At 35.8% G+C, this 14,357-nt stretch carries 9 protein-coding genes; 8 read left to right on the forward strand and 1 reads right to left on the reverse strand.

The window, feature by feature from the left end; genetic code table 11:
- Positions 1-76: 76 nt before the first annotated feature.
- The 6 genes from ASD98_RS09385 (at position 77) to ASD98_RS09410 (ending at position 7,966) form a co-directional block, all read left to right on the forward strand.
- The gene (locus ASD98_RS09385) at positions 77-1,252 is read left to right on the forward strand and encodes a cellulase family glycosylhydrolase (protein WP_056203400.1); all 1,176 of its coding nucleotides are present in this window, start codon (positions 77-79) and stop codon (positions 1,250-1,252) included.
- A gap of 123 nt (positions 1,253-1,375) precedes the next feature.
- The gene (locus ASD98_RS09390) at positions 1,376-2,410 is read left to right on the forward strand and encodes a glycoside hydrolase family 43 protein (RefSeq protein WP_128414810.1); all 1,035 of its coding nucleotides are present in this window, start codon (positions 1,376-1,378) and stop codon (positions 2,408-2,410) included.
- Between the two features lie 252 nt (positions 2,411-2,662).
- Complete coding sequence (locus ASD98_RS09395; protein ID WP_056203406.1) at positions 2,663-4,477, forward strand: glycoside hydrolase family 2 protein; 1,815 nt, start codon at positions 2,663-2,665, stop codon at positions 4,475-4,477.
- A gap of 32 nt (positions 4,478-4,509) precedes the next feature.
- A complete protein-coding gene (locus ASD98_RS09400) occupies positions 4,510-5,532 on the forward strand; it encodes a family 43 glycosylhydrolase (protein WP_056203409.1) in 1,023 nt (340 codons plus the stop codon).
- An 80-nt stretch (positions 5,533-5,612) separates the two neighbouring features.
- Complete coding sequence (locus tag ASD98_RS09405) at positions 5,613-6,788, forward strand: aldose epimerase family protein (protein WP_056203412.1); 1,176 nt, start codon at positions 5,613-5,615, stop codon at positions 6,786-6,788.
- A 191-nt stretch (positions 6,789-6,979) separates the two neighbouring features.
- Positions 6,980-7,966, forward strand: a complete 987-nt coding sequence (locus ASD98_RS09410) for a glycoside hydrolase family 43 protein (RefSeq protein WP_056203416.1) — start codon at positions 6,980-6,982, stop codon at positions 7,964-7,966.
- A gap of 567 nt (positions 7,967-8,533) precedes the next feature.
- Here the strand turns inward: ASD98_RS09410 and hmpA are convergent.
- On the reverse strand, positions 8,534-9,745 hold the full coding sequence (gene hmpA / locus ASD98_RS09415) for an NO-inducible flavohemoprotein (RefSeq protein ID WP_056203419.1): 1,212 nt from the start codon (positions 9,743-9,745) through the stop codon (positions 8,534-8,536).
- A gap of 362 nt (positions 9,746-10,107) precedes the next feature.
- Between hmpA and ASD98_RS09420 the strand changes: the two genes are divergently transcribed.
- Positions 10,108-12,198, forward strand: coding sequence for an alpha-L-fucosidase (locus tag ASD98_RS09420; RefSeq protein WP_082577825.1), 2,091 nt, complete (start codon positions 10,108-10,110; stop codon positions 12,196-12,198).
- A 149-nt stretch (positions 12,199-12,347) separates the two neighbouring features.
- The gene (gene nagB, locus ASD98_RS09425; RefSeq protein ID WP_056203423.1) at positions 12,348-14,261 is read left to right on the forward strand and encodes a glucosamine-6-phosphate deaminase; all 1,914 of its coding nucleotides are present in this window, start codon (positions 12,348-12,350) and stop codon (positions 14,259-14,261) included.
- Positions 14,262-14,357 lie beyond the last annotated feature (96 nt).

Here is a 14,357-nt window from a genome sequence, read left to right on the forward strand (position 1 = left end):
TTTTTTAAGGGAATCAGATGTATTTGCCTGATTCCCTTATCATAAAGAACGATTGTTCATAATAACAAAATTTATAATGAGAAAAGTAAAATTGTGTCTGACATTTATGTTGGCAGGACTAGTATTGCTAAGCTGCAACAACAAAAAGAATACTACCGAAGAAAATAAAAATGAAACCGCTGCAGTAGAAAAAAGAGAAATCTGGACAAAAGATCAGGCCAATAAATGGTATGCAGAACAACCTTGGTTAGTAGGTTCAAATTATTATCCTAGCACAGCTATAAACCAGTTAGAGATGTGGCAGGAAGATACTTTTGATCCAAAAAGAATTGATCAGGAATTAGGCTGGGCAGAAAATTTAGGTATGAATGTAATGCGTGTCTATCTGCACGATTTATTGCATCAGCAAGATGCAGAAGGATTTTACAAACGTATGGACCAGTTTTTAGCAATTGCAGATAAACATCATATCAAAACACTTTTTGTTTTATTTGATTCCTGCTGGGATCCGTTTCCTGCTTTAGGAAAACAACGTGCGCCAAAACCGCATACGCACAACTCAGGCTGGGTCCAGAGTCCGGGACAAAAAGTACTGCAGGATTCTACACAATATCCTCGTTTAGAGAAATACGTAAAAGAAACCGTTGCACATTTTAAAGATGACAAACGTATTTTAGGCTGGGATGTTTGGAACGAACCCGATAACATGACAGGTCCATCTTACGAAAAAATCGAAATCAAAAACAAAGTCGATTTGATTCTGCCGCTTCTAAAAAATGTTTTCGTTTGGGCAAGAGAAAGCAATCCGTCACAGCCATTAACTTCTGGAGTTTGGGTTGGAGACTGGAGCGATGAAGCTAAAATGAAACCAATGCACAAAATGCAGATCGAACAATCAGATATTGTTTCTTTCCACAATTATAACACACCTGCAGATTTCGAAAAAGTAATCAAACAATTACAGCGTTACGGAAAACCTTTATTGTGTACCGAATACATGGCAAGACCAAACGGAAGTACGTTCGAAGGCTTTTTACCAATCGCCAAAAAATACAATGTTGGAATGATCAACTGGGGATTTGTGGATGGAAAAACACAAACAAAATACGCTTGGGACAGCTGGACGAAAACATACGATGCAGAACCAAAAGTATGGTTTCACGAAGTATTGCACACTGACGGAACTCCATACATAAAAGCCGAAACAGATTTAATCAAAAAGATGACTTCTGAGGCGAATAAGATTAATTAGATAATGTGTCAATTTGATAAGGAGATAATTTTTGAAAGGTGTTAATTGACTAATTTTCTAATTGTCGCATTTCTTCATTATCTCCTTATCAAATTGACTAATTGACACATTAAAAAAGAACTTATGAAAACAATAAAACAACTTCTTTTCTTAATAGTAATTCTGGCTGGATTTTCTGCGAAAGCACAACAACCAGACCCGCCGGGACAAGTAAAAGGAAGCGAAAAACCCAAAAATGAGGCCTATCTTTTTGCGCACATGACGCACAACGATTACGGCAGATTGTACTATTCCGTAAGCCTTGACGGTTTACATTGGGAAAACCTCAACAGCGGAAAACGAGTTTTTGAAGAATACAAAGGACATCCCGATATCTGCAAAGGGCCGGATGGAAAATATTACATCGCAGGAAATACAGGTGACGATGCAAAAAGTATTAATATTTGGGTTTCAGATGATTTAATTACCTGGAAAAAACATTCAGATTATACGCCTGATTTAAAAAGTACCCCCGATTATTCAAATGCTTTGCAGCGAATTGGAGCTCCAAAATTATATTACGACAAAGATTCGGAAAAGTTCCTTATGACATGGCACACGCCGCATTTAGAAGGAACAAAAGAAGACGGAGAACGTTATTGGGCAAGTCAGCGAACGCTGTATGTTTTATCTAAAGATTTAAAGACTTTTGAGGGAACTCCAAAACGTTTATTCGATTGGGATATGGGAACTATTGATGTTTTCATTCGTAAAGTAGGTGATTCTTATTACGCCGTTATTAAAGACGAAACCTATCCAACTTTGTATTGGACAACCGGAAAAACCATTCGAATTGCCAAGTCAAAATCCCTTTTAGGACCTTATTCTTTGCCCCAGCAATCTATCAGTCCAAACTTTAGAGAAGCCCCAATGTTAATTCCTTCTCCAGATGATAAAATATGGTACATGTATTATGAACAATACCCGGGAGTTTCCTACGGATTATCTATTGCAGATAATTTAAACGGACCTTGGTTTCAAGCCTCAGGCTACACTTTTTTCTCCGATTGGGATAAATACAGTTTCCCTGAAAAAGTACGCCACGGCTGCATGATTACAATCTCTAAAAATGAATACGACAGTTTGGTGAAGAAATTTGGAATCACTAAAAAATTATAAGTTATGAATTATGAGTTATGAGTTGAGGCCGTAAGTTTTGAATTTTGAGTTAATAAAAAACGGATTATTTAATCGGAAATAAAATAATTAGTAACCCAACTCATAACTTCTAACTCATAACTCATAACTAAAAGAATTGGTTAGTAAAGTTAGTGTTTGAAATTACCAGACTATGTGGATATGGTCTGGTAATTTATTTAGTAAAGAAGAAACAGCAGTAATCGAGGAAATTATTGCGTAAAACGATATAAAATGAATAAGAAAACTACAGTTCTCGTGGCGCTTTTTTTAAGCTGTCTGGTTCATGCACAATGGAAACCGCAAGGCGATAAAATCAAAACAAAATGGGCAGAGCAGGTTGATCCGAACAAAACATTACCAGAATATCCCCGTCCGATTATGGAGCGCGGCCAATGGAAAAACCTGAATGGTTTATGGAATTATACCATTCAGGAATTTGGCAAAACAGCGCCTTCAAAATATGACGGGCAAATTTTGGTTCCGTTTGCGGCAGAATCTAGTTTGTCCGGAGTTATGAAAGAAGTTGGTGTAAAAAATGAACTTTGGTACGAAACCCATTTTTCAATAGAATCAAACTGGAGCGGAAAAAACATTCTGCTGCATTTTGGTGCTGTAGACTGGAAAACAGAAGTTTTTATAAACGATATAAAAGTTGGTTCACACACAGGAGGTTATACGCCGTTTTCATTTGATATTACACCATTTATCCAAAAAGGAAAAACTCAAAAACTGGTTATAAAAGTTTGGGATCCGTCAAATGATGGCCCCCAGCCAAGAGGAAAACAAGTTAAAAAACCAGAAGGAATTTGGTACACGCCTGTTACCGGAATCTGGCAGACGGTTTGGATTGAACCTGTAAATGTTAAAAATATTAGCGAGTTAAAAACGACTCCAAATATCGATCAAAATACAATCAGTATTAAAGCTGATGTAAACGGAGCAGAAAAAGGTGATTTAATTGAAATTTCTGTTTTTGATAACGGAAAAGAAATTGCAAAAGAAAAAGCGGTTGTAGGCGAAAGCAATGAGATTACTTTAAATTCTCCAAAATTATGGTCGCCGGAAAATCCGTTTTTATATCAGACAAAAATCCGTTTAATCAGCAGAAACAAAATAGTTGATGAAGTGAAAAGTTATTTTGCGATGCGAAAAATTTCATCAAAAAGAGATGAAAATGGAATCATGAGAATGCAGTTAAACAACAAAGATTATTTTCAATACGGCCCATTAGATCAAGGCTGGTGGCCAGACGGGTTGTACACTGCCCCAACAGACGAAGCTTTAAAATACGATATTATTAAAACCAAAGAATTAGGTTTTAATATGATTCGTAAACACGTAAAAGTAGAACCGGAACGCTGGTACACACATTGCGATCAATTAGGAATTTTGGTTTGGCAGGATATGCCAAGCGGAGACGATCAGCCAATTTGGCAAAACACAAAATACTTCGACGGAACAGAATTAAAACGTTCACCAAAATCAGAAGAAATCTACAAAAAAGAGTGGCGTGAAATAATGGATCATTTGTATTCGTATCCAAGTATTGTGGTTTGGGTTCCGTTTAACGAAGCTTGGGGACAATTCAAAACGGTAGAAATTACAGAATGGACCAAAAATCACGATCCAAGCCGCTTAACGAATTCATCAAGCGGAGGAAATCATTTTCAAACTGGAGATATTTTAGATTTACACAATTATCCGGGACCAGAAATGTACTTATATGATGCCAGAAGAGTTACCGTTTTAGGCGAATATGGCGGAATTGGCCTTCCACTTGAAGGACATTTATGGCGAGCAAACGACAATTGGGGTTACGTCAAATTTAAAAATGAAGCTGAGGTAACTGCTGAATATATCAAATACGCTCAAATTCTAAAGAATTATGTAAAAACCGGATTTTCGGCAGCAGTTTACACACAGACAACTGATGTTGAAGGAGAAGTGAACGGTTTTATGACCTATGACAGAAAAGTAGATAAAATGGATTTTAAAGCTATAAATAAAATTAATACAGAAGTTATAAATGCATTGAATCAGCAGTGATTTTTTTAAAGACGGATAATAAAAAAACTAAAATGAAAAAATACCTAATTCTTTTTCTGCTCACAACAATGAGTTTTGCTCAGCAAAAAACATTCACAAACCCCATTCTGCCATCGGGCGCAGACCCATACAGCACGTATTACAAAGGCTATTATTATTACACCAATACACTAGGAAATCGTTTGGTTTTGTGGAAAACAAAAGATTTATCAGATATCAAAAATGCTGAAAGCAAAGTGATTTGGACACCGCCAAAAAATACGAATTATTCGGCAGAAATCTGGGCACCGGAGTTTCATATCATAAATGGAAAATGGTACTGTTATTTTGCCGCAGACAATGGCGATAACAACAATCACAGAATGTATGTTTTAGAAAATAAAGCATCAGATCCGTTTAAAGGAAATTTTGAATTTAAAGGAAAAATTGCTGCAAAAACAGATAAATGGGCAATTGATGGAAATGTCTTCGAACATAAAAAACAGCTTTATATGATTTGGGCTGGCTGGGAAGGCGATACCAACGGACAACAGAATATTTACATCGCCAAAATGAAAAATCCGCTAGAAATTGATGGTGAAAGAGTTATGATTTCCGCACCAACAAACGACTGGGAAATGCATGGCGCATTACATGATGACGTAAATCCGGCACAGGTAAATGTAAACGAAGGGCCGCAGTTTTTAGAAAGAAATAGTAAAATTTTCATAGTGTTTTCGGCAAGCGGCTGCTGGACAGATTTTTACTCTTTGGGATTATTAACTTTTAACGGAGGCGATAATTTATTGGATGCCTCGGTGTGGAAAAAATCTCCCAAGCCAATTTTCAAACAATCAGATAAAAATAAGGTTTATGCACCGGGACATAATTCGTTCTTTAAATCTCCTGATGGAAAAGAAGATTGGATTTTGTATCACGCCAATTCAAATCCGGGTGAAGGCTGCGGAAATAAAAGATCACCAAGAATGCAGAAAATTGATTGGGATGCCAACGGATTTCCGGTTTTAGGGGAACCCGTAAGTGAAGAAACCAAACTGGCAATTCCTTCAAAATAAAAACATTAACTAGAGGATGAGATTAGCTTACGCTCAGTTCGCTGGCGCTCGAGTGCTTCGTTCCTCGCAATGACATAAAGATGAAAAATATTCAAATCGCTGCGGTTGTTTTACTGGCACTTTTTCAATTCAACTGCAAAGACAATAAAAAAGAAAATGCAGCATCAACAGAAACTACTACAACACAAACAGATTCAGTAAAAACTGTTTTAGAAACTAAAAATTTCGATACAATTATCGACGGTAAAAAAGTCAATTTATACTGGATAGAAAACAAAGGAATCAAAGCTGCTTTTACCAATTATGGCGGAAGGTTAATTGGACTTTGGATTAATGATAAAGACGGAAAACCAACCGATGTTGTAGTTGGAATGAACAGCGCAAAAGGTTTTAAAACTTCTACAGAACCTTATTTTGGCGCCACAATTGGAAGAGTTGGAAACCGAATTGGAAAAGGGAAATTTACTTTGGAAGGAAAACAATACCAAGTTCCATTGAATAACGGAAAAAATGCTTTGCACGGCGGTGTAAAAGGTTTTCAGGATGTGGTTTGGAACGCTGAAAAAACAAATGAAAACACATTAGTGTTTACTTATGTTTCGCCAGATGGAGAACAAGGTTTTCCCGGGAATTTAACGGTAAAAGTAACGTACACGATTACAGATGATAATTCGGTAAAAATGGAATATGAAGCCACAACCGATAAAACAACAATTGTCAATTTAACGAATCATGCTTTTTTTAATTTAAACGGAGAAGGAAGCGGCACAATCTTAAATCACGAATTACAGATCTATGCCAATGAATTTACTCCGGTTGACGAAGGTTTGATTCCGAGTGGCGAATTAAAAGCAGTAAAAAACACAGTTTTTGATTTTACTTCAAAACATACCATTGGAGAAAGAATTGAAACGAAAGATGAGCAATTGAAATTTGGAAAAGGTTACGATCATAATTACGTTCTAAACGGAACCAAGAAAAACGGACTTAATCATGCCGCAACAATTTCCGGAGATAAATCTGGAATCACGCTTGATATTTTTACAGAAGAACCGGGATTACAATTTTACAGCGGGAATTTCATGCAGTCAAAAAATACTTTTAAAAGTGGTTCAAAAGATGATTTCAGAACGGCTTTTGCTCTAGAAACACAACATTTCCCAGACGCACCAAATCAGCCAAAATTTGCACCGATTGTTTTGAAAGTAGGAGAAAAATATCATACGGTTTCTTATTATCAGTTTTCGACGAAATAATAAAATAGTTTAACCGCAAAGAGCGCAAAGAATTACGCAAAGGACGCCAAGTTTTTTTTTTATCACTTTTTGTCATCCTGAGCGAAGTCGAAGGAACGCAAAGTAATTCCTTATTTTTTTACTCTTTGCGTGCTTTGCGTAATTCTTTGCGCTCTTTGCGGTTAAAATCACCAACTAAAAACAACCAAAAAATGAAAAAAATACTATCCCTAATAACATCACTTTGTGTCTTCGCAGCCTGCTCGCAGGAAAAAGACACTAACCAAACAAAACCAATAGAAGTAAAACCAGCACCAGCAATTTTACTGGCCGACCCAACCATTTTTTACAACAGTGGAACTTTTTATTTATATGGAACTACAAGCGGAGACATTCCAAATGGAGAAGGGTTTCAAGTTTATACCTCATCCGATTTAAAAGACTGGAAAGGCCCGGTTGGAGCACAGAATGGTCTGGCTTTAAAAAAAGGAGATGCTTTTGGAGACAAAGGATTTTGGGCACCGCAGATTCTTTCGTATCAAAATAAATTTTATATGATTTATACGGCGAATGAAAACATTGCTGTTGCTACCAGCGACAGTCCGCTTGGGCCATTTAAAAGCGATTCAAAAGAGCCGATTATCAAAACCGGAAACCAAATTGATCCGTTTATTTTTATTGATGAAGATGGAAAAAAATATTTGTATCATGTACGTTTAACAAACGGAAACAGAATTTTCGTCGCAGAAATAAACGATGATTTTAAAAGTATAAAACCGGAAACTTTAACGGAATGTATTTCCGGAACTATGCTTTGGGAAAACACTCAAAACGTAAGCTGGCCGGTTACAGAAGGGCCAACAGTTTTAAAACACAACGGTTTGTATTACATGATTTATTCGGCAAATGATTTCAGAAATATTGATTATGCTGTAGGTTACGCTACAAGTAAAAGTCCGCTTGGGCCTTGGGAAAAAGCTACTGATAGTCCAATCATCAGCAGAAAAAATACCAAACAAAACGGAATTGGCCACGGTGATGTATTTTGGGATAAAGACAATAAAATGCATTATGTTTTGCATACCCATTATAGTGAAAGTGCTGTTTCGCCAAGAAAAGCCGGAATTATTTCAATTGAGTTTAAAGATGGAAAAATAGTCGCTGATCCTGCAAGTTTTCAGTTTCTAAAAGTTAATTAGTAATTCAAAAGCCTTCAGAGTACTGAAGGCTTTTTTTTGTTTTTTAAAGAAAACTTAATTTTATCATTTTTTGATACTGATTATCATTCCGTAGGAATGTTTCGTCGGTAGAAAAAAAGATCCGCTACATTTTACGTTCCGTAGGAACGTTTGATAGGTTAGATTATAAAAAAGCGTTGTAAAAATCAAACGTTCCTAAGGAACGTAAACAATGATAACATTATAATTTTCTACCGATGAGATGTTCCTACGGAACAAAATATATAAAATCAAAAAGGACTGTCTCAAAAAATCGAGACAGCCCTTTTTTGATTTCTTGCAAGGTTCCCCAAACCTTGCAGGAATAAAACTCATTTGAAGAATCTATTTTTATTTGAAAATATAAAAAATGAAAACAGGTTTGAAATTAAAGCAGCAACCAGCCAGGAACGCATCCAAAAAAATAAAAAAATAGATTTATTAGAGCAGTTAATACTGGCAAGGGTTAAAGTTATAAAAAACGTTGTTGTCAGATTTTGAAGTATTTGAATTAATAATTTCCTATTATAAAACCGGACAAATCTCATTTTAATTCAAATTAATTAGCTGAGGTCCAAATTCTTCGTAGAAAATATTTTCCTGATTTACGTTTAAATTAATAAGCGCTTCATATTGCGTTTTGATGAACATTTCTGGCCCGCAGATATAATATCTGGCTTCTTCTAATAAAATAGAATCTTTGCATTTATGAAGATCAACACGACCCTGAATTACTTCATTTGAAATCGTATTTTCAGGTGTTACAGCATCATAAAACGTAAATGTTTCCAGATCATTTGCTTCCTCTTTTAAAGCCAAAATCTGATCTTTGAAAGCATGAACAGATTCGTTTCTGCAACCGTGAATCCAGATTGTTTTTTTATTTTGAATCGAATTCAAATTCGTTTCCAGCATGCTTAACATCGGCGTAAGCCCAACTCCGCCGCTTATTAATATTAAAGGATTTTCAGAATCTTTTTCTAAATGAAATAATCCTGCAGGAGAAGAAATCGAAATAATATCCCCTTCAGATTTTGAATGCATTGTATTCGAAACCCATCCGTTTGGATTTGGTGCAATTCCGCTTTCTTTTTTTACCGAAATTCTGTAATATTCAGGATTAAAAGTACTCGATAAACTATATTGTCTTGGCTGTAAAAGATTCAGTTCCGGCACAAAAACCTGAACGCTGATAAACTGTCCGGAATGGAAATTAGCAATCTCTTTTCCGTCTTCAGGATAAAGATAAAAGGATTTAATTTCAGCCGATTCTTCAACAATTTTTTTAATGACGAATTTTCTCCAGCCGTTCCAGCTTCCGGGTTTTTCGATATTTTCCTTGTATAAATCTTTTTCAAGGTTAATCATGATATCGGCAAGTTCGTAAAAAGCAACTGTCCAGGCTTCAAGAATTGGCAGTGTTGCGGCTTCTCCAACAACTTCTCCAATAGAAGCAATAAGGTGTGTTCCTACGATTTTATATTGTTCCGGCTGAATATTAAGGCTTCGGTGTTTGGTTCCAATTCCCTTTAATACGCCAATTAAAACTGACGGATCGTCTATATTTTCGGCGTAAGCCAAAACTGCATTTGCCAAGGCAGATTTTTGTCTTCCGTTTGCCTGATTTCCCATATTAAACATATTTCGCAATTCAGGATGATGCTTAAACATTCTGGCATAAAAATAATTGGTAAGGTCTTCGCCACTCGCTCGTAAAATTGGAATCGTAGCTTTAATAAGCTCTTTTTGATGTGGATTCATTTTGAATAATTTGATTAGGATTTAAATTTAAAATTCTAAGAAATAAAAGGCCTCAGAATTTATATCAACAAATTTAATTCCGCAGTAAAGCTTCATTTTATGATTCAAATCATAATGGGGTAAGTTTTTTTGTTTCAAGTTTCAAGTTTCAGGTTGAGACCCAGAATATAAATATTCTCATTTTATTCGTTGTGTAGACACACTGCTGTGCGTCTCTACAATATACTTTGTGTGATTTTTGATTTTTTTACAATTAATAATCAACAATTAACAATTCAAATCCGTTGTTGGTCGAAATTCTGCATTGCGACATTTCAATTTATAGTACATTTATATTTACAGACTATTTAAGTGAATCAGCAATGAAAAATATTTTTCTTTCCTTATGTTTTTTTGGTTTAATTTCCAGTGGTTTAAGTCAGGAATTGGCAAATGCTCCAAAACCTTTTGGCCCGCTTCCTACGCAAAAACAAATCGACTGGCAGGAAATGGAATTTTATGCTTTCGTGCATTTTTCATTAAACACTTTTACCAATAAAGAATGGGGTTATGGTGATGAATCTCCAGAATTGTTTGATCCGACCAATTTAGATGTTCGTCAATGGGCGCGTATCGTGAAAGCGGCCGGAATGAAAGGAATTATTTTGGTAGCGAAACACCACGACGGATTTTGTTTATGGCCGTCGGCATATACGGAACGTTCTGTGAAAAATTCTCCATGGAAAAACGGAAAAGGCGATTTGGTTAAAGAATTGGCTGCAGCCTGTAAAGAATACGACTTAAAATTAGGATTATATCTTTCACCTTGGGACAGAAGCCGCGCAGATTATGGCAAACCGGAATATGTTACGTATTTCAGAAATCAGCTAAAAGAATTATTGACCAATTACGGAGATGTTTTCGAAATGTGGTTTGACGGTGCCAATGGCGGTGACGGTTATTATGGCGGAGCCGATGAAACCCGAAAAATAAATACACTTGAATATTACAATTGGGATGAAACCTATAAATTAATATATAAAACCGCGCCTAAAACTTTGGTTTGGGGAGTTGGTCCTTCAGAAGCCAGATGGATTGGAAATGAAGAAGGCCGTGCCGGAAAAACAAACTGGTCGCTTTTACGCCAAAAAGATGAATTGGCCGGAAAGGTTCATTATACCGAATTTATGTCGGGTCATGAAGATGGCGAAAAATGGGTTCCGGGCGAAGCCGATGTTTCGATCAGACCGGGATGGTTTTATCATTCGGTTGAAGATGATAAAGTGCGTCCGCTGGATGAAATGGTTGATATTTATTATGAATCGGTTGGTCGAAATGCTACTTTATTATTGAATCTTCCGGTTGATAAAAGAGGTTTGGTTCACGAAAATGACGAAGCGAGATTAAAAGAATTGGTTGCAACTATCAAAGCCGATTTTAAAACCGAATTATTATCTAAAACAAAAATTTCTGCTGATAATGTTAGAGGTAACAGTGAAATATTCGGAGGGAAAAATACTGCTGACGGAAATAAAAACACGTATTGGGCAACAGATGACAATGTAAAAAAAGCTTCGATAACTTTTGAATTTGACAAACCTACAGACATAGACCGGGTTTTGCTTCAGGAATATATTGCACTTGGGCAGCGCGTAAAAGCTTTTAATGTTGAAGCAAAAGTTGATGGAAATTGGAAAACCGTTGCAAACGAAACGACTATTGGTTACAAAAGAATTCTAAGAATCGACAGAGTTAAAGCATCGGAATTAAGAATTAATATTACAGATTCAAAAGCAAATATTGTTATTTCAAATATTCAGGCATACAATGCGCCGACTTTCGTGCGTATGCCGGAAATTCAGCGTGATAAAAATGGCGATATAACGATAAAATCTGAAGATGGAAATCCAGTTTATTATTCGCTTGACGGAAAAAATCCAACGAAAAAAAGTACTTTATATAAAGGTGTATTTCGAGTTAATAAAGCTGTAACAATAAAAGCAGCTACTATTGATGCTTTAGAAAATATTAGCAGCGCTGTAAAAACAGCCAAATATGGTGCATCAAAAGAAAACTGGAAAATTGTAACGGCTTCAAGCGGTGATTTGAGTACTGCAAATAGAATTATAGACGGAAATCCAAATACGGATTGGAGTTTTGGAAATGAAACCAATAAACTTCCTCAGGAAATAACGATAGATATGGGAAGTCTTATAACCATAAGCGGCTTTACATATGTACCGCAGCAAGTGGGCAATAATCTTAATTTAATATCCAATTACGAATTCTACACGAGTGCCGATAATGTAAACTGGACATTGCAGTCTGAAGGTGAATTTTCGAATATTAAACACAACCCAATCGAGCAGGTTAAGACTTTTAAAAAGACTAAAGCGAGATATATTCGTTTTGTTGCCAAGTCAGCGGTAGCGAAGGGATCTACGGTTTCTATTGCAGAAATTAATGTGATCTAAACATTATAATTGCTTTTTGATTTGTAATCTTTTTGCTTAAAGTTTCCAATTTTGTTTTTTAGCGAAGCTTACAGGTTATTAGTCGAATTTTTGATTATTTACATTATGTAATATTTAATTTTATACTAAATAATTACAACAACAGGCAAATGATTAAAGAAAGTATAAATTTCAAAGAAGCAGGAAAGTTTGAAGAAACGCGTTTTGAAAAGATACACAATGTAATTTTCGATTCGTCTAAAGAAGCTTCGATTTTAGTTGCTCAGGAAATCGCCAATATAATTCAGAGAAAAGAAGAATTAAACGAACCTTGCGTTTTAGGTTTGGCAACAGGATCTTCTCCTATAAAAGTATACGAAGAATTAGTTCGTCTTCATAAAGAAGAAGGTTTAAGCTTTGAAAATGTAGTAACTTTCAACTTAGATGAATATTATCCAATGGATAAAAAAGATATTCAGAGTTATTGGTATTTCATGCATGAGCATCTTTTTAATCATGTGAATATTCTGCCTCAAAATATTAATATTCCTGACGGAAGTGTCAGCAATGAAGATCTTCAGCAATATTGTATTGATTATGAAATGAAAATTAAGGCTTACGGCGGATTGGATTTTCAGCTTTTAGGAATTGGAAGAACAGGACATATAGGGTTCAACGAGCCGGGATCTCACGTAAATTCCGGAACGAGAAGCATTACTTTAGATCACTTAACGCGTGTTGATGCAGCATCATCATTTTTAGGAATTGATAATGTGCCTAAAAAAGCGATTACAATGGGAATTGGTACGGTAAAAAATGCCAAAAGAATTGTACTTCTTGGATGGGGAATCAGCAAAGCAGAAATTATAAAGAAAACAATCGAAGGTGAAATTTCATCCCGGGTTCCGGCGACGTATTTACAACAGCACAACAACACAACATTTGTTTTAGATACCGAAGCTTCATCAGAATTAACGAGGGTAAAAACGCCTTGGTTAGTAAAATCTGTAATCTGGACAGACGAATTGAAACTGAAAGCGGTTGCTTGGTTAAGTGAATTGACCAAAAAACCTTTCCTGAAACTGACAGACAAAGATTATAACGATAACGGAATGTCGAGTGTTTTAAGCGAAGAAGGAACTGCATACAATTTGAATATTAAAATGTTCAACAAAATGCAGCAGACTATTACGGGATGGCCAGGCGGAAAACCAAATGCAGATGATACATACAGGCCAGAGCGCGCTACTCCGGAAAGAAAAAGAATTATCATTTTTAGTCCGCATCCTGATGATGATGTAATTTCGATGGGAGGAACTTTTGATAGATTGGTAGAGCAGGGGCATGATGTTCATATTGCATATCAAACTTCTGGAAATATTGCAGTTTCGAATCAGGAAGCTTTAAAATTTGCTGAAATTACAAAAGCATTAAATAGTGATTCTACTGAAGCCGAAAAGATTATTGACTTTTTGAAAAACAAAAAAAGTAATGATATCGATTCATTAGAAGTTAGAAAATTAAAAGGTTTGATTAGAAGAAGTGAATCTCTGGCAGCAACACGTTATTTAGGTTTGCCGGATTCTAATGTAAATTTCCTTGATCTTCCTTTTTATGAAACAGGAACGGTAAAGAAAAATAACCTTGGTGAAGCGGATATTCAAATTATGTGCGATATCATCGAAAGAATAAAACCTCATCAAATCTATGCAGCAGGAGATTTAGCTGACCCGCACGGAACGCACAAAGTTTGTCTGGACAGCTTATTTGAAGCTTTGAAACGATTGAAACACAAAAGTTTTATGGATGACTGCTGGGTTTGGTTGTACAGAGGTGCCTGGCATGAGTGGGAAACATACCAAATTGAAATGGCGGTTCCAATGAGTCCGGATCAGGTACTGAAAAAACGTCACGCGATTTTCTATCACCAGTCTCAAAAAGATGGTGTAATGTTCCAGGGCGATGACAGCCGAGAATTCTGGATTAGAGCAGAAGACAGAAACAGATTAACTGCAGAAAAATATCATGCTTTAGGTTTAGCAGATTACTCTGCAATCGAGGCTTTTAAGAGATATTTCTTCTAAGAGAATCTTTAAAATATAATAAACTATTTCATGTGGTTTATTTGGTTAGTTACCAAGTTTTGAAATGCAGCCGTGGTTGGCTGCATTTTTTTTGTT

This window comes from Flavobacterium sp. Root186 (assembly GCF_001428525.1).
GTDB lineage: Bacteria > Bacteroidota > Bacteroidia > Flavobacteriales > Flavobacteriaceae > Flavobacterium.